The sequence below is a fragment of the Mesoflavibacter sp. SCSIO 43206 genome (assembly GCF_019904215.1).
In the GTDB taxonomy this organism is placed as follows: Bacteria; Bacteroidota; Bacteroidia; order Flavobacteriales; family Flavobacteriaceae; genus Mesoflavibacter; species Mesoflavibacter zeaxanthinifaciens.
Genome location: NZ_CP063201.1, coordinates 2,865,532 through 2,891,232, shown reverse-complemented (window position 1 = coordinate 2,891,232; position 25,701 = coordinate 2,865,532). Strand labels below are relative to the sequence as shown.

General features: G+C 30.7%; 25 protein-coding genes and 1 tRNA gene. 11 read left to right on the top strand and 15 right to left on the bottom strand.

The window, feature by feature from the left end; all coding sequences use genetic code 11:
* Positions 1-12: 12 nt before the first annotated feature.
* Positions 13-1,137 (top strand): serine hydrolase, encoded by a 1,125-nt coding sequence (locus tag INR78_RS13300; protein WP_223076906.1) that lies wholly within the window; start codon positions 13-15, stop codon positions 1,135-1,137.
* Positions 1,138-1,233: 96 nt separating this feature from the next.
* Here the strand turns inward: INR78_RS13300 and INR78_RS13295 are convergent.
* Positions 1,234-1,318: transfer RNA gene (locus INR78_RS13295), tRNA-Ser, on the bottom strand.
* Positions 1,319-1,508: 190 nt separating this feature from the next.
* Here INR78_RS13295 and INR78_RS13290 point away from each other — a divergent pair.
* The 3 genes from INR78_RS13290 to INR78_RS13280 all read left to right on the top strand — a co-directional run bounded on the left by INR78_RS13290 (position 1,509) and on the right by INR78_RS13280 (position 3,962).
* Positions 1,509-2,138, top strand: a complete 630-nt coding sequence (locus INR78_RS13290; protein WP_223076905.1) for an NAD(P)H-dependent oxidoreductase — start codon at positions 1,509-1,511, stop codon at positions 2,136-2,138.
* Positions 2,139-2,207: 69 nt separating this feature from the next.
* A complete protein-coding gene (locus INR78_RS13285) occupies positions 2,208-2,669 on the top strand; it encodes a thioredoxin family protein (RefSeq protein WP_223076904.1) in 462 nt (153 codons plus the stop codon).
* 99 nt (positions 2,670-2,768) lie between these two features.
* The gene (locus tag INR78_RS13280) at positions 2,769-3,962 is read left to right on the top strand and encodes a DegT/DnrJ/EryC1/StrS aminotransferase family protein (protein ID WP_223076903.1); all 1,194 of its coding nucleotides are present in this window, start codon (positions 2,769-2,771) and stop codon (positions 3,960-3,962) included.
* On the opposite strand, the gene ribB is transcribed toward INR78_RS13280, so the two are convergent.
* The 6 genes from ribB to tpx form a co-directional block, all read right to left on the bottom strand.
* Positions 3,959-5,110, bottom strand: coding sequence for a 3,4-dihydroxy-2-butanone-4-phosphate synthase (gene ribB / locus INR78_RS13275; RefSeq protein WP_027878804.1), 1,152 nt, complete (start codon positions 5,108-5,110; stop codon positions 3,959-3,961). The two genes, INR78_RS13280 and ribB, sit on opposite strands and share 4 nt — an antisense overlap.
* A gap of 48 nt (positions 5,111-5,158) precedes the next feature.
* Positions 5,159-7,009 (bottom strand): LptF/LptG family permease, encoded by a 1,851-nt coding sequence (locus INR78_RS13270; RefSeq protein WP_223076902.1) that lies wholly within the window; start codon positions 7,007-7,009, stop codon positions 5,159-5,161.
* 9 nt (positions 7,010-7,018) lie between these two features.
* On the bottom strand, positions 7,019-7,660 hold the full coding sequence (locus INR78_RS13265; protein ID WP_106678128.1) for an outer membrane lipoprotein carrier protein LolA: 642 nt from the start codon (positions 7,658-7,660) through the stop codon (positions 7,019-7,021).
* 1 nt (position 7,661) lies between these two features.
* Positions 7,662-10,076, bottom strand: coding sequence for a DNA translocase FtsK (locus tag INR78_RS13260; protein WP_223076901.1), 2,415 nt, complete (start codon positions 10,074-10,076; stop codon positions 7,662-7,664).
* 62 nt (positions 10,077-10,138) lie between these two features.
* Entirely contained in the window at positions 10,139-10,510 is a 372-nt protein-coding gene (locus INR78_RS13255; protein ID WP_223076900.1) for a diacylglycerol kinase, read from the bottom strand.
* Positions 10,503-11,009: a thiol peroxidase gene (gene tpx / locus INR78_RS13250; RefSeq protein WP_223076899.1), complete on the bottom strand. Its 507-nt coding sequence runs from the start codon at positions 11,007-11,009 to the stop codon at positions 10,503-10,505. The genes INR78_RS13255 and tpx overlap by 8 nt, the downstream gene beginning before the upstream one ends.
* 207 nt (positions 11,010-11,216) lie before the next feature.
* On the opposite strand from tpx, the gene katG reads away from it, so the two are divergent.
* The gene (gene katG / locus INR78_RS13245) at positions 11,217-13,463 is read left to right on the top strand and encodes a catalase/peroxidase HPI (protein ID WP_223076898.1); all 2,247 of its coding nucleotides are present in this window, start codon (positions 11,217-11,219) and stop codon (positions 13,461-13,463) included.
* Between the two features lie 60 nt (positions 13,464-13,523).
* Positions 13,524-13,994, top strand: a complete 471-nt coding sequence (locus INR78_RS13240; protein ID WP_223076897.1) for an ankyrin repeat domain-containing protein — start codon at positions 13,524-13,526, stop codon at positions 13,992-13,994.
* 26 nt (positions 13,995-14,020) lie between these two features.
* On the opposite strand, the gene INR78_RS13235 is transcribed toward INR78_RS13240, so the two are convergent.
* The 5 genes from INR78_RS13235 to INR78_RS13215 form a co-directional block, all read right to left on the bottom strand.
* The gene (locus tag INR78_RS13235; protein WP_223076896.1) at positions 14,021-14,278 is read right to left on the bottom strand and encodes a hypothetical protein; all 258 of its coding nucleotides are present in this window, start codon (positions 14,276-14,278) and stop codon (positions 14,021-14,023) included.
* A gap of 9 nt (positions 14,279-14,287) precedes the next feature.
* Positions 14,288-14,596 (bottom strand): co-chaperone YbbN, encoded by a 309-nt coding sequence (locus INR78_RS13230; RefSeq protein ID WP_027878813.1) that lies wholly within the window; start codon positions 14,594-14,596, stop codon positions 14,288-14,290.
* A 72-nt stretch (positions 14,597-14,668) separates the two neighbouring features.
* Positions 14,669-15,313 (bottom strand): peroxiredoxin, encoded by a 645-nt coding sequence (locus INR78_RS13225; protein WP_027878814.1) that lies wholly within the window; start codon positions 15,311-15,313, stop codon positions 14,669-14,671.
* A gap of 143 nt (positions 15,314-15,456) precedes the next feature.
* Positions 15,457-16,923 (bottom strand): Na+/H+ antiporter NhaC, encoded by a 1,467-nt coding sequence (nhaC, locus tag INR78_RS13220; RefSeq protein WP_223076895.1) that lies wholly within the window; start codon positions 16,921-16,923, stop codon positions 15,457-15,459.
* Between the two features lie 250 nt (positions 16,924-17,173).
* Entirely contained in the window at positions 17,174-18,373 is a 1,200-nt protein-coding gene (locus tag INR78_RS13215) for an aminotransferase class I/II-fold pyridoxal phosphate-dependent enzyme (protein WP_223076894.1), read from the bottom strand.
* A 157-nt stretch (positions 18,374-18,530) separates the two neighbouring features.
* Between INR78_RS13215 and INR78_RS13210 the strand changes: the two genes are divergently transcribed.
* The 4 genes from INR78_RS13210 to INR78_RS13195 all read left to right on the top strand — a co-directional run bounded on the left by INR78_RS13210 (position 18,531) and on the right by INR78_RS13195 (position 21,953).
* On the top strand, positions 18,531-18,989 hold the full coding sequence (locus INR78_RS13210; protein WP_027878817.1) for an Lrp/AsnC family transcriptional regulator: 459 nt from the start codon (positions 18,531-18,533) through the stop codon (positions 18,987-18,989).
* Between the two features lie 45 nt (positions 18,990-19,034).
* Positions 19,035-19,805, top strand: coding sequence for a LuxR C-terminal-related transcriptional regulator (locus INR78_RS13205; RefSeq protein ID WP_223076893.1), 771 nt, complete (start codon positions 19,035-19,037; stop codon positions 19,803-19,805).
* Between the two features lie 258 nt (positions 19,806-20,063).
* The gene (gene lpdA, locus INR78_RS13200; RefSeq protein WP_223076892.1) at positions 20,064-21,464 is read left to right on the top strand and encodes a dihydrolipoyl dehydrogenase; all 1,401 of its coding nucleotides are present in this window, start codon (positions 20,064-20,066) and stop codon (positions 21,462-21,464) included.
* A gap of 72 nt (positions 21,465-21,536) precedes the next feature.
* Positions 21,537-21,953 (top strand): DUF2721 domain-containing protein, encoded by a 417-nt coding sequence (locus tag INR78_RS13195; RefSeq protein ID WP_223076891.1) that lies wholly within the window; start codon positions 21,537-21,539, stop codon positions 21,951-21,953.
* Here the strand turns inward: INR78_RS13195 and INR78_RS13190 are convergent.
* Together INR78_RS13190 and INR78_RS13185 are read right to left on the bottom strand one after the other, a co-directional pair.
* Positions 21,950-22,660, bottom strand: a complete 711-nt coding sequence (locus INR78_RS13190) for a LytTR family DNA-binding domain-containing protein (RefSeq protein ID WP_223076890.1) — start codon at positions 22,658-22,660, stop codon at positions 21,950-21,952. The two genes, INR78_RS13195 and INR78_RS13190, sit on opposite strands and share 4 nt — an antisense overlap.
* Positions 22,653-23,723, bottom strand: coding sequence for a sensor histidine kinase (locus tag INR78_RS13185; RefSeq protein ID WP_255593083.1), 1,071 nt, complete (start codon positions 23,721-23,723; stop codon positions 22,653-22,655). Before INR78_RS13185 ends, INR78_RS13190 begins: the two co-directional genes overlap by 8 nt.
* Before the next feature lie 192 nt (positions 23,724-23,915).
* Here INR78_RS13185 and INR78_RS13180 point away from each other — a divergent pair, with 192 nt between their 5' ends.
* Positions 23,916-24,305 carry a MotA/TolQ/ExbB proton channel family protein gene (locus tag INR78_RS13180; protein ID WP_223076889.1) on the top strand — a complete coding sequence of 130 codons (390 nt, stop codon included), beginning with the start codon at positions 23,916-23,918 and terminating at the stop codon, positions 24,303-24,305.
* A gap of 34 nt (positions 24,306-24,339) precedes the next feature.
* Here INR78_RS13180 and INR78_RS13175 read toward each other — a convergent pair whose 3' ends face one another.
* The gene (locus tag INR78_RS13175; protein ID WP_223076888.1) at positions 24,340-25,698 is read right to left on the bottom strand and encodes a DEAD/DEAH box helicase; all 1,359 of its coding nucleotides are present in this window, start codon (positions 25,696-25,698) and stop codon (positions 24,340-24,342) included.
* Between the last annotated feature and the right edge of the window lie 3 nt (positions 25,699-25,701).

Genomic DNA, 25,701 nt, shown 5'->3' with positions numbered 1-25,701 from the left:
AAAACTAACATTATGAAACATCTATTTCTAAGTTTAATATTTTTAGTTGGATTATCAGCTATTGCTCAGCAAACAAAAGAAACAACAATTAAACAACGCTTTGAAACTGAATTAGAAAAAGAGAATATAAAAAGTGGAATACTACACGTGTATTCTGAATCTCGTGGTATTAACATTAAGATAGCGGAAAGTAAAGAAGATTCTATTTCAATAGATCATCCCTTTTATACAGCTAGCATTACCAAGATGTTTACCGCAACAGCAATAGGTATTTTAAAGGATCAGAATAAATTAAATTTTGAAGATAAAATTGCTCAATATTTACCAGATTCATTAGTAAATAATCTTCATGTATTGGATGGTAAAAACTATTCAAAAGAGTTAACCATTGCACATTTATTGCAACACACCTCTGGCTTACCTGATTATTTCACAGACGAAACTAAAGACGGAAGTCCAAATATCATTAATCAACTATTAATGAATCCTAATAAATTGTGGTCTGCAGAAGAACTGATTCAGTTTTCAAAAGACAAGATGACACCACATTTTGTTCCCGGGACAGACTATCATTATACAGACACAGAGTATGTGCTTTTAGCGTTGATTATTGAAAATGTGAGTGGTTTATCTTTAGATAAGTTCTTTAAGCAGCATATTTTTCAACCTTTAAACATGCATAGTTCTTATGTTAACTTAAAATCATTTCCTGTAGAAAACAAACTACCAATCGTTAAGTTTTATGCGAGTCAATATGAATTATCGTCTCTTAAAAGCTTAAGTGCCGATTGGGGCGGAGGCGGTTTAGTCTCAACCACTCACGATTTAATAGCATTTTTAAAAGCCTTTAATACCGATAAAATTGTAAAGAAAGACACACGTTTAGCCATGCAAAATTGGGTAACTGAAACAAAAGGAATGGAATACGGTTTTGGGATAAGACAAGTGTCTATTGATAAATTAACTAATACAAAATCTGACTTGCAGCTTATTGGTCATTCTGGATCTACAGCGTCGTTTTTATGGTATTGTCCGCAATTAGATACATATATTTCGGGGACTTTTAATCAATTAGAAGTTTCGAAAAGCGCTTTAATACTAGTATATAAAATATTAACAATGATAGAAAAACAATAGGCTTATTCTTTTTTAGCTAGAATACATAAATTTACACCCATAATTAAACCTAAAAGTAAAAACCCTTGCAAAATGAATATTTTACAAGGGTTTTAGCGGAGAAAGAGGGATTCGAACCCCCGGAGGTGTGACCCTCAACAGTTTTCAAGACTGCCGCATTCGACCACTCTGCCATTTCTCCAGTGTGTCTCATTGGGTATTTCCCAAATGCGAGTGCAAATATAGATAGCTTTTTGATTTATTTCAAATAAAAATGAACTTTTTTTTATAAAAAAAAAATTCTGATTTTGAAAGAGTTTAAGTATGTTAAATTTATCTTTTTAGGACTCTATATATCAGTAAGCTATATTATTTTTGCTCAAAAAGTTAAGATGAATATTTCAGAAGATTTAAAATGGAGATATGCCACAAAAAAATTTGATAATAATAAAAAAGTATCTAAAGATGATATCGATAAAATTATAGAAGCTTTTAACCTTACAGCTTCTTCTTACGGTTTGCAACCAATAAAACTTGTTGTTTTGCAAGATGAATTAAAACAAGAAGAGTTAGTAAAATTTTCAATGATGCAACAACAAGTAAAGGATGCATCACATGTTTTAGTTTTTTGTATAGACTCTGAAGTTAATGAAGATAAAATTTCAGACTATTTTAATTTAGTAAAGCAAACCAGGAATACTCCAGACGATATTTTAAATCCTTTTAAAAAGTTTTTGATTGAAGATTTTAAACTAAAAACTCAGGAAGAAATTGAAGCATGGGCAAAAAACCAAGCATATTTAGCTATGGGAAACTTATTGACTGTTTGTGCTATGTTAAAAATAGATTCATGCCCAATGGAAGGTTTTAACCCAGATAAATTTGATGAAATTTTAGGTTTAAATAAACTAAATTTAAAAAGTGTATTGGTTATGCCTATAGGTTATCGTTCTGAAGATGATTTTATGGCTAGTCTAAAAAAAGTAAGAAAGCCCATAGAAGATATGATCATCTTTAAATAATGTAATATGTTGGCTTAATTGTTGTTATTTAGATATAAATAATAGATTTTTACATATAATCTTAAAGTAATGAAACATTTAATTTTCATATTTAGTTTATTTTTTTCTTCACTTTTATTTTCTCAAGAGGAAGAACATTCAAGTTTAAACTGGTTAACAGATTTAAGCAAAGCAAAAGTAGAAGCAACATCTTCTAAAAAACCTATTTTAGTGTTATTTACAGGAAGTGATTGGTGTGCACCATGCAAAATGTTAAAAGAAGATTTTTTTGATTCTGATGAATTTGAAACTAAATCTAAGCAATTTGTTTTATTAATGATTGATATACCAAGACGTACAGACATAATTACAGAAGAACAAAGAAAAAAGAATTTTGAAGTTGTAAGAAAATACAACAAAGAAGGTAGTTACCCTAACCTTGTTGCTTTAGATGATAATTTGAAAGTTATAGGAGAGCTGTCAGGCTATACTTTTTTAAGAGAAACAGATAGACATTTTGCATTTATAGATTCAATATTAGAAAATTATTAAATATTAATAATTTATAGAAAAAAGCGTTGTGACTTTATGTTATGACGCTTTTTTTTTCTTCTTATTAATAGTAAATTTGAAATTAATAAAATAAAAATTATGCCAGGATTTGAAAGCTTTGGTGAAGCAGAGCGAAAAGAAGTGCAAGATGTATTAGATAGCGGTATATTAATGCGTTACGGATTTGATGCTATGCGTAACGGACATTATAAAGCTAAATCTTTAGAAGAAGAATTACAATCTACTTTACAAGTAAAGCACGCACAATTAGTTACAAATGGAACAGCTGCAGTTTCTGCGTCTTTAGCAATAGCAGGCGTAGGAGCAGGAGATGAGGTTATTGTACCTTGTTTTACATTTGTAGCGTCTTTTGAAGCTATTATGATGCTAGGAGCTATACCTGTTTTAGTAGATATAGATGACACATTAACTTTAAGTCCTGAAGCAGTAAAAAAAGCAATCACACCAAAAACAAAAGCTATAATGCCTGTACATATGTGTGGTAGTATGGCAGATTTAGACGCTTTAAAAGAAATTTGTGATGACAATAATTTAATTCTTGCAGAAGATGCATGTCAAGCTGTTGGTGGTACTTATAAAGGAAAATATTTAGGAACTTACGGTGATGTAGGTTCTTTATCCTTCGATTTTGTAAAAACTATAACTTGCGGTGAAGGTGGAGCAGTGCTAACAAATAATCCAGAATTTGCCAAACATGCAGATCAGTTTAGTGATCATGGTCATGACCATATTGGTAATGATAGAGGAGCAGAATCTCATCCAGTTTTAGGTTATAATTTTAGGATTTCAGAACTTAATGCTGCAGTTGGATTAGCTCAAGTAAGAAGGTTGAAAGACTTTATAGCTATTCAAAAGAAAAATTACACAACTTTAAGAAAAGCAATATCCGAAATTGAAGAAGTTACTTTTAGAACTGTTCCCGAAGGAGGAGAAGAAAGCTATGCTTTTTTAAATTTCTTTTTACCTAATTTGGATACAGCAAGGAAAGTTATTGCTTCATTTAAAGAGAAAGGTGTAGATGCTTGTTTTCATTATTACGATAACAATTGGCATTATGTACGTAAATGGGAACATTTAAAAGAGATAAAAACCCTATATCCTGTATCTAAAGAGGTAAAAGAAGGTTTGTCTTATCTAAAGGATAAAACATTTGATCAATCAGACCACTTTATTGGTAGAAATATCTCATGCTTAATCAAATTATCTTGGACTGAAGCAGAAGTGAAAGAAAGAGCTAAATTAATGGTTCAAGCTATAAAAGAATCTCTTTAATAATTTACATATTCTACAATTTCTAACCCATAACCAATCATTCCTACACGTTTGGTTTGTTGTGAGTTAGAAATTAATTTTAATTTATGAATATTTAAATCATGAAGTATTTGGGCTCCAATCCCAAAGTCTTTATTGTCCATTGCTATAGCAGGAGCTTTTGTAATTTTATTAGGTACCTGTTTTTCTTTTAAAACCGAAAGACGTTGTAATAAATTCATGCTTTCTGCTTGTTGATTAATAAATAAGATGGCTCCTTTACCTTCTTTATTTATTACTTTAAACATATTATCTAACTTTTGGTCTGCATTATTAGTTAAAGTACCTAAAATATCATTATTTACTAAAGTAGAGTTAACTCTAGTTAATACTTCATCCTTACTAGTCCAATCGCCTTTAGTTAAAGCAATATGAATTTGGTTATTAGTGGTTTGTTGGTAAGCTCTTAACCTGTAATTACCAAAACGTGTTTCTATATTAAAATCTTCCTTTTTAATTATTAAGGAATCGTGTTCCATACGATAAGCCACTAAATCTTCAATAGAAACTATTTTTAAATCGAACTTTTCAGCAACTTTTATTAATTGAGGTAAGCGCGCCATAGTACCGTCTTCATTCATGATTTCAACGATAACACCAGCTGGTTGTAGTCCAGCTAATCTGGCAAAATCTATAGCTGCTTCAGTATGACCAGTACGTCTTAAAACACCACCTTCTTTTGCTACTAAAGGAAATATATGACCTGGTCTTGCTAAATCATAAGGTTTTGTATTTGGATTTATTAAAGCTTGAACGGTTTTAGATCTATCTGCAGCAGAAATCCCTGTTGTTACACCTTGACCTTTTAAATCTACAGATACTGTAAATGCTGTTTCCATGTGGTCTGTATTATTAGTAACCATCATGTGTAGATCTAATTCTTTACATCTTTTTTCGGTAAGTGGTGTACAAATTAATCCTCGACCATGTGTTGCCATAAAGTTAATCATCTCCGGAGTAACTAATTCGGCAGCAGCTAGGAAGTCGCCTTCATTTTCTCTGTCTTCATCATCAACAACTATAATTACTTTTCCTGCTTTAATATCTTGAATAGCTTCTTCTATAGTGTTTAATTTTACGTCTACTGCGCTAACTGTTTTTGTGCTCATTACCTTAAAATTTGTGCAAAGATAAGCTATTTTTAAGCTTTTATAGGTTTAAGATTTGATTTTTAGATTTCTATTAACATGAATAATAGGATAGAGGATAAAACCTAATATTTTAAATAAAAGTGTCTCTTTAGTTTTATTTAAAGTTTTAAGCATTTTACTGTAGTGCCTAAATGTTTTTATATAGTTAAAAATAAAAACTATATAAGATATTGCACTAATCTGTATTCCTGCTTCTGCTAATTGTGGTAACTTATTGTTTTTGAAAACAAAAAATAATATAAATAAAGCTAGAGCCAATATGTAGGTTATAAGACTAATTTTGGAAAGCAGTTTAAATTCTTTTAAAGTAGTCTTATCTATTGGGTTAACTTTTGGTTTTATGATAGTTTCTGTAGTTTCACCTAAAGCCTCTGCTACAATAGCTCTTTTTTTGTCTTGATTGGTTGTTTGTGTTTTTGATTTTTTACTTCCAAATTTCGAGTTGTACCATTTTTTAATTGGTACTGTTATGTGGTCAAATTCAAACAAGCCTCTATCTTCTGTAGCACGTTTTGTTAAAAATATACTTAGAGGAAACATTATTAGTGTAGAAAACCAAGCCGAAAGAACTGGATTTAATTTACCATTTTTGGCACTATTTTCTGCAAATAAACCAATAAAATGATAGGTTAAAAATAATACAATAGCAATAACCATTGGTAATCCTAATCCACCTTTTCTAATTAAAGCACCTAAAGGAGCTCCTACAAAAAATAGAATAATACAAGCAACAGCTAAAGCAAACTTTTTATGTAATTCTATACCATGTTTGTTAATCCAAATACTCTTGTTTTTTAGAGTTTTTTCTTTAGAAGTCATTATTTGTTTTGTACTTGATACATTATTTACCGCATAATCTAATAACTGTACTTTAAATCTAGTATCAAAGAGGTCTAATAATGGTCCTTCGTATATAGTATCTTTTTTTGACTTTAAAGAGATGTTTAAGGTAGCAATGTTTGTTCTATTATACATGGATTTAGAAAACTCCATGACATTATCTTGTCTTTCTAGTTTAAGAGAATCTAAAGTGTGATTTAGCTCTGCTATATTTAGCATCGTGTATTTATTATCAACATTTTTTTCGTCTAAATCTACATTATTTAGCTCTGTTAAATCAATGTTCATAATGTGCTTCTTAAACTCACTTTTTACAAATGGTTTTTTCTGGCGGTCTTTTAGTTTTTTTGGAGGTGTATCATCATAATAATACCCATCATAAAGAATTAGTTTTAGTATGTTAGAATCTTCTTGACTTGCTAACTCACCAGTTTTAGCAACTATCACTGTATGGTTACCAGCAATTGTCTTAGATCCTTTTTTATGAATTGTAACACCTTTTAAAAACTTACCGTTTTCGCCGCTTTTTTCTTCAACTTTAATATTAAAATCATCACCAATGTCATTAAATTGTCCTTCTGCTATTGCCATAGCTGGTTTAACTTTGGCTATATTTTTTCTTAAGTTATGGCTTTCGTAATGTGCCCAAGGAATAACATTATTACTAAAGAAAAAAGTTGTTATAGATAGAATAAATATGAAAACGCCTAAACCAGACATTGCTCTTTGAAGAGAAATACCTGTACTTTTCATTGCAGCAAACTCATAGTTTTCAGCAAAATTACCAAACACCATTATAGAAGATAACAAAATAGTAAGTGGTAAAATTAAAGGAATAAGTGTAGGAGTGATGTACATTAAAAACTTAAGGATAGTCACTACGTCTAAGTCTTTTCCTGCTAATTCTTTAATGTATAACCATATGGCTTGTAAAACAAAAATCAGCATGAGTATTACAAACACGCTGATAAAAGTTTTTAAGTAAGAGGTTAATATGTATCTATCTAGTATTTTCACCCCAAAAAATTAATCTAATTTGTTGATGTAGTAGTCCTTATACTTTTCTTGATCAAATGTAAATAAGGATTTTGATAATGTTTCGTTAGTTTTAAAAGAATTAACAGTTAGGGTTGTTTTAGTACCGTTTTTGCCAATTTCAATTAATCTATAAATGTGTTTCGTTTTATTATCTATGCCTAAAAGCACATATTTAATTTCTGAAGAAGAGTCTATCGGAGTTAATTTTACAAATTGTATTTTTCTTCCTTGTACATTTTGTACAATGTCCATTTTATAAGTAAATCCATCTTCGTAAAAGCTAAGCATTTTACTTGGTGTAATTGTATTTTGATCTTCACTAGAGGCTTTAGAGACAGTAACTTCTTCATCTTCTGGGCTTATACTGTATAAATTTTGACCATCAAAAATACGTGTAATACCTAATATGTTAAGTCTATATTTTTCACCTTCCATGATTACATCACCACGTGTTTCTTGTCTTATATTCTCTTCAGTATTTTCTAATACATATTTAAAGTCAATACTTATGTTTTTGTAATTTTTTGCTTTAGTAGAAACCTCGTCTAGTAAAGCTTTTGCTTTAGCGTCTTGCGCATAAGTTGTTAGAGTAAAAATTGTACTTAAAAAAAGGAATAATAACTTTTTCATTTTAATTTGTTTCGTTTTCTAATAGTTGTTCTAAAGCTAGTAAATCAGGTACTAACACTTGTCTTGCTTTACTACCTTCAAATCCGCCAACAATACCTGCAGCTTCTAATTGATCAATAATACGACCTGCACGATTGTAGCCTAATTTAAGTTTACGTTGTAGTAAAGAGGCAGATCCTTGTTGTGCTGTTACAATAATTTCTGCAGCTTCGCGGAAGAGTTTATCTCTGTCCGATATATCTATATCAAGACTTGTGCCACTTTCTTCACCAACATATTCTGGTAATAAATAAGCATCAGGATATGCTTTTTGTGCGCCAATAAAATCTACTATTTTTTCTACTTCTGGAGTGTCTACAAAAGCACACTGTATACGTATCATATCATTACCTTGTGTGTAAAGCATGTCTCCACGTCCAATTAATTGGTCTGCTCCAGCGCCATCTAAAATGGTACGCGAGTCTATTTTTGAAGTTACTCTAAACGCAATACGTGCTGGGAAATTGGCTTTAATAATACCTGTAATTACGTTTACAGAAGGACGTTGAGTTGCAATAATAAGATGAATACCAATAGCACGTGCTAATTGCGCTAAACGTGCAATAGGTGTTTCTACTTCTTTACCAGCAGTCATTATTAAATCTGCAAACTCATCGACTACTAATACAATGTAAGGTAAAAACTGGTGTCCGTCGTTAGGGTTTAGTTTTCTAGCTTTAAATTTGGCATTGTATTCAGAAATGTTTCTACAAAGTGCATTTTTAAGCAATTCGTAGCGATTATCCATTTCTATACACAAAGAATTTAATGTGTTAATAACCTTTGTGTTATCTGTTATAATAGCATCTTCACTATCGGGTAATTTTGCTAAATAATGTCTTTCAATTTTATTAAAAAGTGTAAGTTCAACTTTTTTAGGGTCTACTAGTACAAATTTTACTTCGGCAGGATGTTTTTTGTATAAAAGTGAAGTTAATACCGCATTTAAACCAACCGATTTACCTTGTCCTGTTGCACCAGCCATAAGTAAATGAGGCATTTTGGCAAGGTCTATAACCAATGTTTCATTACTAATAGTTTTACCAATAGCAATTGGTAATTGCATTTCTGATTTTTGAAATTTTTGAGACGCAATTACAGATCGCATTGATACGATTGTTGCATTTTTATTAGGCACTTCTATACCAATAGTGCCTTTACCAGGAATTGGCGCAATTATACGAATACCAAGCGCAGCTAATGATAAAGCAATATCGTCTTCTAAGTTTTTAATTTTAGAAATACGCACACCAGCTTCCGGAACAATTTCGTAAAGTGTTACTGTTGGGCCAATAGTAGCTTTAATACTATCTATACCAATTTTGTAGTTGTTTAAGGTTTCTACAATTCGGTTTTTGTTTTCTTCTAATTCTTCTTGATTAATGGTAACACCTTCATTATCATATTTTTTAAGTAAGTCTAAAGGCGGATATTGATATTTACCAAGCTCTAAAGTAGGGTCAAATTGTCCAAAATCTTCAACTAATTTATTTGCAAGATTATCAGTTTCAGATTCTTCTTCTTTTACTGTTTCTACTTCAATTTTAACGTCTTCTTCACTATTTTCTTCTTTAATCGAAGTTTTTAAAATAGGTTCTTCAACTTCTTCTTCATCTTTTGGTGTAGATACTTCAAATGTTGTTGATGTTTCGGTTGTTGGATGATTTGTAATTGTAGGTTCTACATCTTTATTGACTTCAAAAGCAGATTTTATATTTTCTGCTTCTTCAGAATGAGAATTATCAACAGGAGTAAAATCTTCTTTTAAATCGTCTTTAATTTCTGCTTTAGCTTTATTGAAAAGCGAAGCTATACGTTGCGGGGTAAATTTAAAACGAACTGCTAAATAGGTTATAAAAGCAAAAATTAATAGAAGTACAGTTCCTAATTTTCCTATATAATCTTGAAAAAAGGTATTAACTTCAAAGCCTATTGTTCCGCTTAAAATGTCATTTTTAGAAGTGAAAAATCCGAATAAAACTGAAAACCATATGATTATTAATGTACCCCAAAACCAATGTCTTCTTAATTTGGTTTTGCTTAAATCCATTAGTACAAATACACCTGAAAGAAAAGTTAAGCCAGAAAATATAAATGACGCAATACCAAAACCACGTTGGATAAAAACATCACTTAACCAAGCACCAACTTTACTAAGCCAATTTTGTGTTTCGACATCTCTAGTTGTAAATTCTGATAAGGCACTTTGATCAGCTTTTCCGGTAAAAATAAAGGATAAGAAAGCAGTAAACAGCAAAAATCCAAGTATAACCAAAAAGCTACCAAAGACTAATTTTTGTTGATTGTTCAACGTAAAATCAGGTTTTTTAAAGCGTGGCTTGTTTTTGGTTTTAGATGTTTTTTTTGCTTTGGCCATTAACGGTTTTTTAATTTGGGTAAAAATACAAATTGTTAACGTTTATCCTAATGGATAATTGTTTAAAAAATCTTAGGAATATAAATTATTAAACCAATAATTGACGCAGCGATTGAAGCAATAAAAACAGCGCCAGCTGCAACATCTTTAATTATTCCAATTTTAGGATGATGATTGGGATGGATAAAATTTGCGACTTCTTCTACAGCAGTATTTAATCCTTCAATACTCATAACCATTCCAATAGCAAAGCATTGCATAATCCATTCTGTGTTAGAAATGGAGTAATAAAAGCCAGCAACAGTTACAATAATTGCAATAACAAATTGTATCTGTATACTAGCTTCTGTTTTAATTAAGCGTAACATACCTAAAAAGGCATATTTAACACTTTTAAGACGATTTATAATAAAAGGTTCTTTTGTTTTATTCATTAGACAAAGCACTAAGAGCTGCTTCATAGTTAGGTTCGTCTGCTACTTCTTCTACTTGTTCTGTGTAAATTACTTTTCCATTTTCATCTAAAATAACAATACATCTAGAATGTAAGGTTTCAAAAGGTCCATTTTTAAACGCTAAACCATAATTATTACCAAACTCACCTGTTTTAAAATCTGATAGCATATCTAAGTTGTCAATACCTTCTGCACCACAAAATCTAGACATAGCAAAAGGTAAGTCTCTTGATATGCAAATTATTTTTGTGTTTTCTACTTCTGATGCTTTTTTGTTAAAAGTTCTTACCGATGTTGCACATGTACCAGTATCAACACTAGGAAATATGTTTAAAACCACTTTACTTCCTTTGTAATCAGCAAGTGTTTTTTCTGATAAATCTGTATTAGTTAAATTAAAATTTGGAGCATCATTACCTACTTTAGGTAAATTTCCAACAGTTTCTACAGGATTGCCTCCTAGGGTTATTTTTGCCATAACATTTAATTTTTTTCAAATTTAAAAATAATACGCTAAACACATTTTTTAAACACTGTTTATTGTTATAATTTGAAATTATTGTTTCGTAAATTTACATAAGTTTAACTTATGATTAAATAGTAACAATCAATTTTTTTGATCAATTTTTTGTAAATTTAATAGTTAATTTTATTGAAATATTATAAAAACTTTAAAACTATTAATATGAAAAGCAATTCTAACGAAAATCCTAATGGAGAGAACTTTGAAATCAATGAAAGTTCAGCAAAATGTCCTTTTCTTAGCGGAACTATCAAAAAAACAGCTGGTGGCGGACTGAAAAACCGCGATTGGTGGCCAAACGAATTAAAATTAAACATTTTACGTCAGCATGCACCAAACTCTAATCCTTTAGACGATGATTTTGACTATGCTAAGGAGTTTAATAGTCTTGATTATAATCAACTTAAGCAAGAAGTCATAGATTTAATGACAGATTCTCAAGATTGGTGGCCTGCAGATTATGGACATTATGGTGGATTTATGATTAGAATGGCTTGGCACAGTGCAGGTACTTACAGAGTAGGAGATGGACGTGGTGGCGCTGGTGGCGGTAACCAAAGATTTGCCCCAATTAATAGTTGGCCTGACAATGGTAACCTTGACAAAGCAAGACTTTTACTTTGGCCTATAAAGAAAAAATACGGACGAAAAATATCTTGGGCAGATTTAATGATTTTAGCAGGAAACTGTGCTTTAGAGTCAATGGGCTTTAAAACCTTTGGTTTTGCAGGAGGAAGAGAAGATATATGGGAACCAGAACAAGATGTATATTGGGGAAGTGAAACAGAATGGGGCGCAAATGAAGCGCGTTATGGCGATAGTAAAGATGTAGAAGAAAGAGATCTTGAAGATCCTTTAGCAGCAGTAATGATGGGTTGGATTTATGTAAATCCTGAAGGACCAGACGGTAATCCAGATCCAATGGGTTCTGCTAAAGATGTTAGAGAAACTTTTGGGCGTATGGCTATGGATGATGAAGAAACTGTTGCATTAATCGCTGGTGGGCATACGTTTGGGAAAGCTCATGGTGCAGCAGATCCTAGCAAATATGTTGGTGTTGAGCCACATGGTGCTTCTATTGAAGAAATGAGTACGGGTTGGAAAAATACTTTTGGTACTGGAGTTTTAGACGATACTATTACTAGTGGAATAGAAGGTGCTTGGACACCAAACCCAACACAATGGGATCACGATTATTTTGATGTATTATTAAATTATGATTGGGAATTAACAAAAAGTCCTGCTGGAGCATACCAATGGAAACCTACTGAAGCTTCAAAAGCTAGAAAGGCGCCAAAAGCAGGTGATCCAAATGGGACACAAGATTTAATGATGACTACTGCAGATATTGCTTTAAAAACAGATCCTGAGTATTTAAAGATTTCTCAGAAATTCCATAAAGATCATAAAGCGTTTGAAGATGCTTTTGCTCGTGCGTGGTACAAATTAACACATAGAGATATGGGACCAATAGACCGTTATTTAGGTCCTGAAGTACCAAAAGAACAATTGTTATGGCAAGATCCAATTCCTAAAGTAAATTATAAATTATCTGAAGGCGATATTTCGAAATTGAAAGAAATGATTTTAGATTCTGGTTTATCAATATCTCAAATGGTAACTACTGCTTGGGCATCTGCTTCAACGTTTAGAGGATCTGATAAACGTGGTGGCGCTAATGGCGGAAGACTACGTTTAGAGCCGCAAAGAAGTTGGGAAGTTAACAATCCAAAAGAATTAGACAAAGTGTTATCAAAATTAGAAGGTATAAAAAACGATTTTGATGGTGAAGTTTCAATTGCAGATTTAATTGTACTTGCAGGAAGTGTTGGTGTCGAACAAGCAGCTAAAAAAGCAGGTCATAATATAGAAGTGCCATTTGCACAAGGTAGAGGCGATGCTTCACAAGAACAAACAGATATTGAAGGATTTAATTATTTACAACCTATCGCAGATGGCTTTAGGAACTATATTAAATCTGATTTAGAAATTGCAGCTGAAGACTTATTTGTTGATAAAGCTAATCTTTTAACGCTTACTGTTCCAGAAATGACTGTTTTAGTTGGTGGATTAAGAGTTTTGGGTGCAAACTATGATGGTTCTGATTATGGTGTATTTACCGATAAAAAAGAAACATTAACTAACGATTTCTTTACTAATATTTTAGATTTTACTTACACATGGAGCGCTACAAGTGAAGACGACAGATATTTTGAAGGTAGAGACAGACGTACTGGAGAAGTGAAATTTAAAGGAACTCGTGCCGATTTAATTTTTGGTTCTAATACCGAATTAAGAGCTATAGCAGAATTTTATGGTGCAAATGATGCACAAGAAAAATTTGTAAAAGATTTTGTGAAAGCTTGGACCAAAGTGATGAATTTAGATCGTTACGATTTAAAAAAATAATCAAACAATTTTAATTTAAGAGTGCTTGCGTGTCAAGCACTCTTTTTATTTTATACAGCTATGACAGAAAACGAATTATTTTTTGCCACAATACAATCTGGCAATGAAGACAATATAAAAGCACAATTAACCAGAAATCCAGATTTGGTTAATATTAAAGATCAAAGAGGTTTTACTCCGTTAATTTTTGCAACTTATTTTAATAAAGAAAATATTGCCGAAATATTGTTAGAGCACAACGCAGATGTTAATGGTAAAGATGCATCGGGTAATACAGCTTTGATAGGTGTTTCATTTAAAGGAAATACTTCAATTGCAGAAAAACTTTTGCAACATAAGGCAGACATTAATGCTAAAAACAATGCTGGTATTACAGCATTAATTTATGCAGCAATGTACAATCAAGTAGATATGGTAAAACTATTGCTTAACCATAAGGCAGATAAAACCATTGTTGATAATGAAGGAAAAAAAGCAATAGATTATGCAAAAGAAAAAGGCTTCAACACTATTGCTGAAACCTTAGAATAAAAAAAACACTTCATTTGAAGTGTTTTTTATTTATCAATCGATCCTAAAACGCGTTGCATAAAGCTGTTTACCGCTTCTTTTTTAGGCATACCATCTTTTATCATTTTATTGACTTCAATAGCACCATACATATTAGAGATTAACTCGCCAATAACATCTAATTCTTCATCTTTTAATGAAGGTACTTCGGTTAAGGCTTCTAATGTTTCAATAGTTTCAACTACGTAATCTTCGTCGTTGTCTTCTATAAACTGTGTAAGGTGTTTTATTACAGGTAATTTCATATTTTATAATTAAGCAACTTCGTTAACTAAATCTTTTAAAACGTCAAATTTGTTAGTTTGTACTTGATTAACAAAGTTTCCGTTTTTAAATGTTGCAAATGTTGGTAAGTTATCTACCGTTGCTAATTTTCTTGACTCAGGAAATTTTTCCGCGTCAGCGATAACAAAGGTTACATTTTCTAACTCGCTAGCCAATTTTTTTACTTTAGGCTTCATTATTCTACAGTTACCACACCATGTTGCAGAGTATTGTACAACTACAGTATCATTACTATTTACTAATTCTTGTAGGTTATCTTGGTCTAATTCTTTAAGCATAATTGAAAGTTTTATTGTAAACACCAAATTCTAAAATATAGAATTTGGTGTTTTTTAAATTAAGGGATTATTCTAGTTTGCGTGAGTTGCTAAGTAACTAGCAACGCCATCTCTGTTAGCATTCATTGCTTCTTTACCTTCTTCCCAGTTTGCTGGACAAACTTCTCCTTTTTCTTGTACGTGAGTTAACGCATCGATTAATCTTAAGTATTCACCAACGTTTCTACCTAATGGCATGTTGTTAATGCTTTCGTGTTGTACGTTTCCTTCTTCGTCAATGATGTATGTAGCTCTGTAAGTTACGTTATCTCCTTCTACAGTTACAACACCAGTTTCTTCGTTGTAAGTTTCGTTAGTAATATCTAAAATACCTAATGTAGAAGCTAAGTTACGGTTAGAATCTGCTAAGATTGGGTAAGTTACACCTTCTATACCACCGTTATCTTTTGGAGTGTTTAACCATGCAAAGTGTACTTCTGGAGTGTCACAAGAAGCACCAATTACGATAGTGTTTCTTTTTTCAAATTCTGCTAAAGCAGCTTGAAAAGCGTGTAATTCTGTTGGGCAAACAAAAGTAAAGTCTTTTGGGTACCAAAATAATAATACTTTTTTATTGTTGTTTTTTGCTTCTTCAAGAACGTTTAATTTAAAGGTGTCACCCATTTCGTTCATTGCGTCTACGTTTAAATCTGGAAATTGTTTTCCTACTAATGCCATGATTAAATTTTTATATAATTAATTAATAAATTTTAAGTAGCAAATATAAGCAGGACTTGAAGATTTATGTATTAAATAAATTTTAAAAATTTATGAAGCTATAGTTTTTGATTATATGTGTCTTAAAAATCTATAAGATAAAGTTATTTTTTGATAAGTTGTCTTATTTTTATTGAAAAAGCAGCGAAAATTAATGTAGTTATAGGGCTTAGCCAATTAAAAATAGCATAGGCAAAATATTCTGCTACACCAACACCTAAAACGCCGCTTTGGTAAGCTCCGCAAGTATTCCAAGGAATTAAAACAGAAGTTACTGTACCCGAGTCTTCTAGTGTACGACTTAAATTTTCTGGTGCTAAATTTTTGTCTTGATATGCTTTTTTAAACATTTTACCAGGAATTACAATTGCTAGGTATTGGTCTGAAGCAATTGCATTTAAACCTAAACAACTAAAGACAGTACTTGCAAAAAGACCAAATACAGTTGTTGCTATTTTTAAAAGCTCGTTAGTAATTCTGGCTAAAGCACCAATTGCATCCATAATACCACCAAATACCATTGCGCAACAGATTAATAAAATGGTCCATATCATACCATTCATTCCTCCAGATGAGAATAGTTCGTTAAGTTTTTCGTTATCTGTAGCTATTTGAGTATCTGTTAAAATAGAATTAAAAATTGCAGCAAATTTAGAATTTGATAAACTTGTTAAAATTTCAGGTTGAAAAATAAAAGCAAATATTGCAGCAAGAACAACTCCTGTTAATAATGCAATAAGAGGTTTGGTTTTCATTAAAATTAAAGCAATAACTACTACAGGAACAATAAATAGAAGCGGAGTAATATTAAACGTATTATTTATACTTGTTAAAAGATTACTTATATCTGCATTACCTGTTGTATCTATAGTTGCGCTTAAAATAGAAAATATAATAATTGTAACTAACACAGTAGGTACTGTAGTAAAAGCCATATATCTTATGTGTGTAAATAAGTCTGTGCCAGCCATAGCAGGAGCAAGGTTTGTAGTATCGCTTAAAGGCGACATTTTATCTCCAAAATAGGCTCCGGAAATTACAGCACCAGCAATCATTCCTGTTGGTATACCTAACGCACTGCCAATACCTATTAAAGCAATACCTACAGTAGCAGATGTTGTCCAAGAACTACCTGTTGCGATAGAAATTATAGCAGCAATAACTACAGAAGCAGGTAAGAATATTTCTGGACTTAAAACTTGTAAACCATAATATACCATAGCTGGTATAATGCCGCTTACTAGCCATGTTCCTGCTAAAGCACCAACTAAAAATAAGATAAGAATAGGTACAAAAACACTTTTTAAGTTTTCCCAGATTTCTTTTCCCATTAAGTTAAAAGATACCTTGTTAAATACACCTACAATAGCAGCAATGCCACCACCAATTAGTAATATAATTTGGTTGGTATAAGCACCAAACCATTCTTGATCATCAACAAAAAAGATATTGTAAGCAAGCAATGCCATTAGGCAGATTACTGGTATTAAGGCTTCTAAAAGGTTTAGTTCTTTATTTTTTACAATTCTTTGCTCGTTAATTTCAATATCAGAAAGGTTGTTATCTTGCATGTTTAGTTAGTTTTCAATTGTAATGTTACGATTTTAGACAGAGCTATGCAAATTGAAATTATCTTTTAGGTTAACTTAACAGATCTGTTAAAACGATATTTAAAACTTAAGTTTTAAGTATAGATATTAATAGATTGATAAATGTTATTTTTAAAAATTTAAGTGATAAAACTAATCTTTAAACTATTATAATTTAGCTATTTATAAAGATTAGTTTTATCACTTTAGTTATAGTTGTATCTAATTAGTATTACAGTATACCAACTTCTTTCATACATTGATTCATCATATTGTATGTACGCTCTATATCGGCATCTAATCCAATAGAAAATCTAATTAATCCATCACTTAAACCCATTTCTTCTTGTTCGTCTTCAGGTATTTCAGAAGATGTAGAAGTTCCTGGAGCAGAAAATAAGGTTTTATAAAATCCTAAACTAACAGCTAAATAACCTAAGTTTTTTTCTTGCATTAATTCCATTAAAGCATTAGCCTTATCTAAGCTACCAACGTCTATGGTAAGCATGCCTCCAAAACCATACTGTTTGTTCATCATATTTTTAAATAATTGATGAGAAGGATGAGATGTTAATCCAGGATATACAGTTTTTAGCCCTAATTTTTCAAATTTTTCTGCTAAGTAACTAGCATTATGACTATGTTGTTGCATGCGTATATGCAGTGTGCGTAAGTTTTTTAAAATAGAAGAAGCGCGTAAACTATCCATTGTACTACCTAGTAGCATACAAGCACCATCGTTAACACTTCTTAATTCGTTAATAAAGTCTTGTGTGCCGCAAACAACACCTCCAACAGTATCACTAGACCCATTAATAAATTTAGTTAAACTATGTATTACTACATCTGCTCCTAATTTTGCAGGTGAAATGGATAAAGGTGAAAACGTATTGTCTACTACTAATTTTAAATTATGTTTTTTTGCAAGATTAGCTAGCCCTTCTATGTCTGCTACTTCTAATAAAGGGTTACTAACACTTTCACAATACAAAACTTTGGTATTTTTTGTAATTGCGGCTTCAACAATATCTAATTTTGTTATATCAACAAAAGATGTTGTAATGCTTAATCTAGGAGCAAAATTCTTTAAAAAAGCATAAGTACCACCATAAATAGTTCTGCTAGAAACCACATGGTCACCAGCTCCGCAAAGCTGCATAATTACAGGTGTAATTGCACCCATTCCAGAAGCTGTTACATTTGCAGTTTCTGTACCTTCCATAGCGGCTAAAGCTTCACCTAAATATAAATTTGAAGGAGAAGAATGGCGTGAGTATAAATAACAACCATCAGCATTACCTTCAAAGGTGTCAAACATGGTTTTAGCTGATAAAAAAGTATAAGTTGAAGAATCTGAAATAGAAGGGTTTACGCCTCCAAATTCTCCAAAATACTGTAAGTCCTGAATATTATTTGCTGGTTTAAAAGACATAGTTTTAAGTTTTATTACATCAAAATTGATAAATACTAGAATTTAAAACAATAATGTTAATATATTTTAGAAAATTAAACTGAATTTTAATAGTTTTACAGAAATTTAGTAATGTGTTTTAAATATAATAATTTGTTTTACAGAAAATTTTTCAACTATGGTATTTGACGATATTGACAAAAAATTACTTCAACTTTTACAAAACGACAGTAAACAAACCAATAAAGCTTTAGCTAACCAATTAAACTTATCTGTTACAGCAGTTTTTGAGCGTATAAAAAAATTAGAAAACCAAGGTGTTATAAGTAAATATGTAGCCTTAGTAAATAAAGAGAAAATAGAGAAGTCTTTTGTTACTTTTTGCCATATAAAACTAATACAACATATGCAAGAATATGTAATTCAGTTTGAAAAAGAAGTAAATAAACTAACCGAAGTTATAGAGTGTTATCATATAAGCGGAGATTATGATTATCTTTTAAAAGTAGCAGTAAAAGATATGGAAGAGTTTAGAAAATTTATGGTAGAAAAATTAACCAATATAAAACATATTGGTAGCACACATAGTATGTTTGTTATCAGTGAAGTAAAACATACTACAGCAATTTCGGTTTAAATAAAAATAATTATATTGTGGTGTAAATGTTAGCTATTATCCCTTATGAAATACTCTAAAATTAAAGAGCTTTATAGCACAATTTTTGATTCTTACGCAAAACCTTCTTTAGAGACTCACATAAAGAAAATTATAGAATTAGATCAGTTTTTACCCTACAGTTCTACTTTTTTTTGCGTTACAAACACACAAGATTTAACTTTTGAATATGTAAGTAAAAATTTTACTAGCTGTTTGGGGCTAGATGATAACGATTTAAAGATTAAAGGTATGCGTTATTTTTGGAGTCGTATTCATCCAGATGATGTCGAAATATGGCTTTCTGCCATGCATCATTTAATGGACTTTACCTTAACCGAAATACCTATTAAACAAAGAAATAAAGCAAATTATACTTGGAATTATCGCTTTAAAAACGCAAAAGATAACTATGTAAATATCATTCAAAACACGACACCATTAGCTTTTGATCCAGATATGAAACCTATTATAGGATTAGCACATTACACCGTTTTAGATCCAAAAATAAAAATGCAAATTACTGCTACAGCAAAGCTACTTAATAAGAATAACGAGTATGAAACCATTTATTATAATAACTTTTCTACTAAACTATTAAAAGATGGCATTTCAAATAGAGAAAGAGATGTAATTAGGTTGTTATTATTGGATCATTCTAGCAAAGAGATTTCAGAAAAATTAAATATAAGTTCGCATACTGTTGATACACACAGACGAAACATTTTAAAAAAATTAAAAATTACATCTACTGGCGAATTAAAAGGTTTATTAAAAGCAAATAATTTATTTATTTAAAAAATACTCAAATTGAGTATTGTAAACCAGTAAACAATACAGCATCTTTACAGTGCTATTAATCTTTTTAGGGAAAAAAAGTCTATTTTAGATCTATGCATATGGTAGATTTATTTATAGGCTTTTTTTATTTATTTCAATTCAAGTCTTTACCACAAATAAAAATCAAATCCGTTGGCTAATAATCATTCAAAATTGTACTTTTGTAGTAGAAATCAATAAATTTTAATTTCCGCGAAAGCGAAAAAAACAATACATATGAGTCAATACGATGTAGCAATAATAGGTTCTGGACCTGGTGGATATGTAGCTGCAATTAGATGTGCGCAATTAGGCATGAAAACTGCTTTAATAGAAAAATACTCAACTTTAGGTGGTACATGTTTAAATGTTGGATGTATTCCTAGTAAGGCATTATTAAGTTCTTCTCACCATTACGAAGAAGCTACAAAACATTTTGAAGAACACGGAATCGAGATTCCTGGAGAAATCAAAGTTAACCTAGAAAAAATGATTGCGCGTAAGCAATCTGTAGTCGATCAAACTACAGGTGGTATTGATTTTTTAATGAAAAAAAATAACATCGATGTTTACCATGGTGTAGGTAGTTTTAAAGACGCAACTCACATCACTATTAAAGGTGAAAAAGAAGAAGAAATTGAAGCTAAACACAGTATTATAGCAACAGGATCTAAACCTTCTAACTTACCATTTATTAACATTGATAAAGAAAGAATAATTACGTCTACCGAAGCTTTAAAACTTAAAGAAGTACCTAAACACCTTATCATTATTGGTGGTGGCGTTATAGGTTTAGAGCTTGGACAAGTATACAAACGTCTTGGTGCAGAAGTAACAGTTGTAGAATATATGGATCGTATCCTTCCAACAATGGATGCAGGATTATCTAAAGAGCTTAATAAAGTCTTTAAGAAAGCAAAATGCAACATGATGGTATCTCACAAAGTACAATCTGTAGAGCGTAACGGTGATGAAGTTGTTGTTAAAGCTGAAAACAAAAAAGGTGAAGTTGTAGAGTTTAAAGGTGATTACTGTTTAGTATCAGTAGGTCGTCGTCCTTACACAGACGGACTTAATGCCGAAGCTGCAGGAGTAAAACTTAACGATAGAGGACAAGTAGAAGTAAACGATCACTTACAAACATCTGCAAGTAACATTTACGCAATTGGAGACGTAATAAAAGGAGCAATGTTAGCACATAAAGCAGAAGAAGAAGGTGTTTTTGTTGCCGAAACTTTAGCTGGACAAAAACCACATATTGACTATAACTTAATACCTGGTGTAGTTTACACTTGGCCTGAAGTTGCAGCAGTAGGAAAAACAGAAGAAGAACTTAAAGAAGTAGGAACTAAATACAAAGTAGGACAATTCCCGTTTAGAGCTTTAGGTCGAGCAAGAGCAAGTGGTGATATAGATGGGTTTGTAAAAATCTTAGCAGACGAAACTACAGACGAAGTATTAGGTGTACACATGATTGGTGCACGTTGTGCAGACTTAATTGCAGAAGCAGTAACTGCTATGGAATTTAGAGCATCTGCCGAAGATATTTCGCGTATGTCTCATGCACATCCAACATTTGCAGAAGCTGTAAAAGAAGCTGCTTTAGCAGCAACAGAAGATAGAGCTTTACATGTATAGTAAAACACTAAAAAGACTATTTATAAAATTAAAGCGAGCTTTTTAGCTCGCTTTTTTTAATTTAAAAAATATATGAATCAACTTACTTTAACAACACCAGCTTTATTATTCTCTGCAATATCATTAATCATGTTGGCGTATACTAATAGATTTTTAGCTTATGCATCTGTGGTTAGAAACCTAAAAGAAAAGTTTTTACAGCAAAAAGACGATGCGCTTTTACTTCAAATTAATAATTTAAGAAAACGACTTTATCTAACACGATCAATGCAAATATTTGGTATTTCTAGTTTGTTACTTTGTGTGCTAACTATGTTTTTGGTTTATATAAACTTGCAAACAATTGCAGTGTGGATTTTTGGTGTTGCTTTAGTATTGTTAATAGTTTCTTTAGGATATTTAATTAAAGAAATTCAAATTTCTGTAGATGCCTTAAATCATCATTTAGATGATATTGAAAGTCACTTATCGGATAAAACAAAGAATTAAAAACGTTCTAGTCGGTTTAAAACCTCTTTTTTATAACTTCTACTTATGGTTAAAGAGGTGTTTTTAAGAGTAATTTCTTCGTTTGTAAAAGATTCAATTTTAGATAAGTTAACTATATAAGACCGATGAATTCTTAAAAAATCTTGCTGAGGTAATTTAGCATCTATCGCACTTATCGTTTCTCTTGTAACTATAATTTTATTTTGAAGATGAATTTTTATGTAATCGCTTAAACTTTCGATGTAGATAATTTCATCAAAATTAATTTTTTGCATTCGTCTTTCAGCTCTAACAAAAATAAAATCGTTAGCTGTAGATTGTATGGATTTCAGTTCTGTTTGTTGCGTATGGACGTCAAAATATCTATTAACTGCTTGCAATAATCTTTCAAAAGAAATAGGTTTTAATAAATAATCTACAGCTTGAAGATTAAATCCTTCTACAGCATAATCACGATAGGCAGTAGTAAATATTATTTTAATGTTCTTATTAATTGATTTTGCAAAAGCAATTCCAGAAATTTCAGGCATATTAATATCTAAAAAAATTAAATCTACAGCTTGGTTATTTATATAATTAAATGCTTGGATTGCATTTTTACATTGTGCAACAACGTTTATATTATCAATTTTAGATAAATGAGATGCTATAACGTCTCTAGCTATATTTTCATCGTCTACTATGATACAGGTTATAGGCTTACTCATCTTTTAATGTTGAATTTAAATTAATTTTTAAGCTAACAGTAAATTTTGATTTTAAGTTAGAAATTTGCAGCGTATGCCTGTTAGGATAAAGTAAATTTAGTCGTTTTTTAATGTTTTCTAATCCTATACCAAAGGTTTTATTGTCATGATTTAAACTACTATTACTCAATTTAAATTCTATTAAATTATTAGTCGCAATTATGGATAAATTTATATCTAAAACGCCATTTTGTAGAGTTCCATGTTTAAAGCTATTTTCTACAAAAGGAATAAAAAGCATTGGTGCGACAGTTATAGATCTAGATTCAATTTTTTTTGTAAAATGAATGCGTAAAGTATCATTAAATCGCATTTTTTCAAGTGAAATATAATCTTCAATATGATTAATTTCGTCTTCTAAACTTACAGATGGTTTATCGACTTGGTATAGTAAATAATCAAGAAGATTAGACAGTTTTAGTATCATTTCAGGCGTTTCGTCTGCCTTTTTTAAAGCAGATCCATACATTGTATTTAATGTGTTAAACAAAAAATGTGGATGAATTTGCATTTTTAAATAATTAAGCTCTTGCTCTTTCAACTTTAACTGTGTTTCTAAAATTTTAGATTCTAAAATTGCTGTTTTTTTATTCGATTTTAGGTTAAGCTGTAATAGTTTAAATGCACTTACCAAGATAACGACTAGATAGACGCTAGAAGTGACTAAAATAATATTTCTGGTAATTGGATTCATTTGATCAAATTCAAAATTTGATAAATAAATCAAACTAAAAAAAATAGAAACCATAATTAAATACAACGAAATAATTAGAGTATAAACACTATATAATGTAAATAAGACATAACGTTTTGTGATTAAATAATCAGGAATTAATTTATAAATAGATACATAAGTTGTTGCAATTGTTGTTGGCATTAAAAAGGCACTAAACATTAAAGTATCTTTAAAATTAGAACTTCCAGCACTAAAAAAATAGGTGAAAAACAGAAGTACAACAGACCAAAATAATAGGTGTTTAAAGGTTTTTAAAATTAATATTTTAGTAATTGTATGTAACTTCAAAGTCTAAATAATATATTTACAATATTACAATTTTAAATGGTCTATAATTTTTTTTGTAGACCAATAACCAATTTAAAAAGGGTTTTAACAATAAGTTAAATCAATATCTAATTTGGTAGTTAGTCGCATTTTATTAAAACTAAACGTATTAAAAAATAAGTTTGTATCACGTTTAATCAAAACATTTACATTATGACTTTACTAACTATTTTTAATCATCATTTTTTAGTTGCTAATCTTTTTCAAGAAGGCGGACCATTATTTATGTCTTTAATTCTAATTGCCTTTTTAACGTCTTTATTTTTTATAATTAAAGGATTTATAAAACTAAAATCACATGCAACTTCTACTAAAGAAATTAAATTAGCAATAGATTGTAGTTTGCTAGCTTTGGTTTTAGGTTTTCTGGGTTCGGTTTTAGGGCTTATTCAAGCGTTTGATAGTGTAGAGGCAATGGGTAATCCAGATCCATCTATATTTGCTGGCGGATTAAAAATATCTTTGCTAACGGCAACTTTTGGATTGTTTTCTTTTGTTGTAACTAGAATAGGAATATTTATTTTAAGACTTGCAAATAAATAAAACTAAAAAGCCAATCTTTAAAGATTGGCTTTTTTTATTTACGTTTTTTATTACGCTTATTATAGTTTTTATCGCCTCGTGTTTTAGGCTTTTTATATTTTTTTGCAATTTCACGTTTGTAACTTCCACCAAGATTAACCTTTTTATTTTTTTCTTTTTTCTCATGAAAAGCTGGTCCAGGCGCATCTTCGTCACGTCTTCGTTTTGTTGGATTGTAACGCTCTTTTATCACTTCGCGTTCTTCAGGAATTAATTCTTCAGAAATGGAAACAGTTTCAGGTATTTCAACTAAATTAATTTCCATTTGCATTAATTTCTCAATGCGTTCTAATGCGTCTTGTTCTTTTTCTGTAGAAAATACTAAAGCATGACCTTCGCGTTCTGCACGACCAGTTCTACCAATACGATGCATGTAGTTTTCTGGATATTCAGGCGTGTCAAAGTTTATTACATGACTAATATTATCAATATCTAAACCACGTGCCATAACATCTGTTGCAACTAAAATTCGGTTAACACCTTCTCTAAATTGCTCAATACTACGAAGTCTGTAATTTTGCGTTTTGTTAGAGTGAATGACACATAATTCTTCTTTAAAAAATTCATCTAAATCTTCAAAAAGCCTATCAGCCATACGTTTATTAGATACAAAAACTAAGACTTTGTTGTATTGTTCTTCGTCTTTTAAAAGTTCGATTAAAAGATTCTTTTTGGTGTGATAATTTGGGACGCTGTATTTAGTTTGTTCTATATTTTCTAAAGGCGTACCAGAAACTGCAATCGAAACACGTTCTGGAGCAATAAAAAAGTCGGTAATTAAGTCGTCTACATCTTCCGTCATTGTTGCAGAAAACATGATGTTTTGTCTACGTTCTGGAAGTATATCAAAAATATTGATTAATTGATGTCTAAATCCTAAATCTAACATCACATCAACTTCGTCTATCACTAATTTTTGGATAGATTTAAGCTGTAACGCTCTACTAACTGCTAAATCGTATAATCTTCCAGGTGTTGCAACAATAATATCTAAACCTTGTGCTACAGCTTGTTTTTGGGTATTTATGTTTGTACCACCATAAACACCAAGCACGCGTACATTGATGTATTTGGCTAGTTTTTCTATATCATCAACCACTTGTACTACAAGTTCTCTGGTTGGAACTAAAATTAAAACACGCGGATTATCTTGTTTTGAAAATTTTAAATTTCTTAAGATAGGCAACATGTAGGCATAGGTTTTACCAGTTCCTGTTTGGGCAATTCCTACCACATCTTTACCACTTGCAACAATACTAAAAGCTTCTGCTTGTATTGGCGTAGGCGACGTAAAGCCTAAATCGTCAATAGCATTGTATAATGGTGTGTTTAATTTTAAATCTTGAAAAGTCACAGC